Origin of the sequence: Arsenophonus sp. ENCA (assembly GCF_002287155.1) — a bacterium.
GTDB classification, from domain to species: Bacteria; Pseudomonadota; Gammaproteobacteria; order Enterobacterales; family Enterobacteriaceae; genus Arsenophonus; species Arsenophonus nilaparvatae.
Genome location: NZ_NHNG01000146.1, coordinates 1 through 2,336, shown reverse-complemented (window position 1 = coordinate 2,336; position 2,336 = coordinate 1). Strand labels below are relative to the sequence as shown.

General features: G+C 43.5%; 4 protein-coding genes. 1 reads left to right on the top strand and 3 read right to left on the bottom strand.

The window, feature by feature from the left end; genetic code table 11:
- Nucleotides 1-517: 517 nt before the first annotated feature.
- On the top strand, nucleotides 518-976 hold the full coding sequence (locus tag CBG25_RS04040) for a hypothetical protein (protein ID WP_290604692.1): 459 nt from the start codon (nucleotides 518-520) through the stop codon (nucleotides 974-976).
- Between the two features lie 39 nt (nucleotides 977-1,015).
- Here CBG25_RS04040 and CBG25_RS04035 read toward each other — a convergent pair whose 3' ends face one another.
- From CBG25_RS04035 to CBG25_RS04025, 3 genes are all read right to left on the bottom strand, one after another.
- Nucleotides 1,016-1,738 carry a hypothetical protein gene (locus CBG25_RS04035; protein ID WP_290604690.1) on the bottom strand — a complete coding sequence of 241 codons (723 nt, stop codon included), beginning with the start codon at nucleotides 1,736-1,738 and terminating at the stop codon, nucleotides 1,016-1,018.
- On the bottom strand, nucleotides 1,731-2,114 hold the full coding sequence (locus CBG25_RS04030; protein WP_290604688.1) for a transposase: 384 nt from the start codon (nucleotides 2,112-2,114) through the stop codon (nucleotides 1,731-1,733). The genes CBG25_RS04035 and CBG25_RS04030 overlap by 8 nt, the downstream gene beginning before the upstream one ends.
- Nucleotides 2,056-2,336 (bottom strand): transposase family protein (locus tag CBG25_RS04025; protein WP_290603775.1); only part of this gene is annotated, 281 nt, incomplete at its 5' end. The genes CBG25_RS04025 and CBG25_RS04030, both read right to left, overlap by 59 nt.

The window sequence follows — 2,336 nt, the reverse complement described above, 5'->3', positions numbered from 1 at the left end:
CATAAACGATTATCTCGTAACAGCCGCTCTTTGTTGATCATTTCAAACCTTTATTCTCTAAGTTAAACCTCTTTTTATTCTCAATAGCGTGACAAAAAATGCAAGTCTCTATTCAGCAACTAGTTTATAGTTTCGGCCTCTTGATTAGGTTTTTCAAACCTCACCAACCCGATTCCAAACGGGGTGGCGAGACGTAACGGAGTTGGAATACCGGCAATCAAGAAAACCCGGCGAGCCTTTCGGCTCCCCCGTTACATCCCACCATAATAGGTGCATAACGCTGGTTATACTGGACACAAAAAAACCGCTGCTAGCGGCTTATGTCCGCTTGATTACTCGGGATTCCAAACCCTGCACCCGTTTTGTTAAGGTGCTAGGCATGACTATAGTCCAGATTGCCGGAGAGATGCAAGGGCCAAGATGATCATCGTTGCCCTCTCGCCGCAGCGCAGAAAGAATATTTTGCATGAATCACTCATTAATAGGTTAAACTAAATAAAAAACAGGAGGATCCGCTATGGGCCAAGTCGCATTTGATACATTACAGGCCTCAGAAGAGCTTGAGACTTCCGGCATTTCTAGAGAACAGGCGCGGGCGATCTCGCTCGTCGTGCGTAAGTCTCACGAAGTGGCGGATGTAGCTACTAAGGCTGATATCGCAGAAGTGAACCGCAACATCGCAGATGTGCGTAAGGATATGGAGCATCGATTCGAGAAAACCGACGCCCAGATCGCCGATGTCCGAAAGGACTTATCAGCCGAAATCTCCGATGTCCGCAAGGACATGGAGCATCGTTTTGATAAAAACTATGCACAGATGTTGGCTCGCTTTGAAAAGACTGACGCCCAAATTTCTCTAGTCCGCAAGGATATGGAGGCGTTAACCAATGGACTGCTTATAAAACTCAGCAGAGTTATCGTTATAACCATTGGTATAGTTTCAACTATTGCAACATTAATTATAAAATTTTCTTGAAAGCGATAGCTATGTATTATTGCTTTCGTTGACTATTATTTAACCCAACTCATCGGCATCAACTCCGAACGCAGCTAGCTCTTCTTTAATTTCTTCAATGCGACGCTGAAATTCAGTTAGCACAGCTGGCTTTATAGCATCAACAAGTGATTCATCAATCCACGTTGAACCAATACACATCTGTAGCTCTATACCATTAATTAATCTTTTGTAACCATCTATTTTGCCCCTTAAATCGATTGTCATTTCATGGGCTTTTTTTAAATCTGACACTTTCATTTTTATCACCTCTGACTTACCCGGGGTCGGCATCCAGCAAGTCCCTTTCCAGCGTTGCATCAGTTCAGCCACGCATTCCCGCGCCGCCTTTGCGACATCTGCCGCATACGCTTGCGCTCCCCTGAAGAACTCTCCCAATGTGTAAATCTTTTCGTTAACAACAACGCAGCATTCACCATTTATCCACGCCGCAAAAACGGTGTAATCGCTATGTTTCCATAATTTACGATAGGCAATATTGGTTATTTCCTCAGGATGCAAGTGGATGAATCTGTTAACTTTCAAGTTATCCGGCAAACTCGAAATTCCAGTGCGGCGGAGGTTAAACCAGCCACCAACGCTCAGATTATCGGGTAAGCGAGTTATGCTTGTACCGCCGAGGTCAAGCCAGCCGCCAACTCTCAGGTTGTCCGGTAAACGAGTAATGCTCGTATCATGGAGATCGAGATTTCCATCGACGAAAATCTTATCTCCGTCAATCACGGATGTGCTCAGCAATAGCATTTTTGATTACGTCCCAATTTTGTTGATAAAGGGTTATTTTTTCAGATATACGACGTTTATGTTGTTCAAACCACGCAGAAATAGCGAGAAAAATATGATTTCTTTGCGCTCGGCTCGTGCGAGCCTGACAGCGTTCAATACCACAATTTTGTTTAACTTCTCGATGATAAACTTCAACAGACCAACGGGCATCCATGATAGATTTGACGTATTCACGGGTGGGATTCTCTTTGTTTGTTACTATAAGCGTGTTGCTTAATAGTGAAATAAGGGTGTTTCGGTGATTGAAGTAAATTTTACGCTGTTCTGAGATGGAAATTCCAAAGACCTGCGCTAAGGAGTAAGAAGGTATCATCAATAAAGGGTCTACGATTCCGTAAAATTTGGGTCATGCAACCGAGGCGCTTGATACCCGCGATGGCGTGTTCAACTGTAATACGGATGCCCGAGATTATTTTATTTTCTTGTTTTTGTTCAGGCGATAAAGGTCTTTTTCGAGTTCCTTTTTTTGGGATTTGTGTATTAGGATGCTGTTTATCTATACCTTGAAAACCGGTATCTGCCCAGATGGTTACCT

Bases quoted from the DNA above. Each gene is read 5' to 3' on its own strand.
- CBG25_RS04040 (WP_290604692.1), top strand. From the start codon at position 518: ATGGGCCAAGTCGCATTTGATACATTACAGGCCTCAGAAGAGCTTGAG.
- CBG25_RS04030 (WP_290604688.1), bottom strand. From the start codon at position 2,114: ATGATACCTTCTTACTCCTTAGCGCAGGTCTTTGGAATTTCCATCTCA.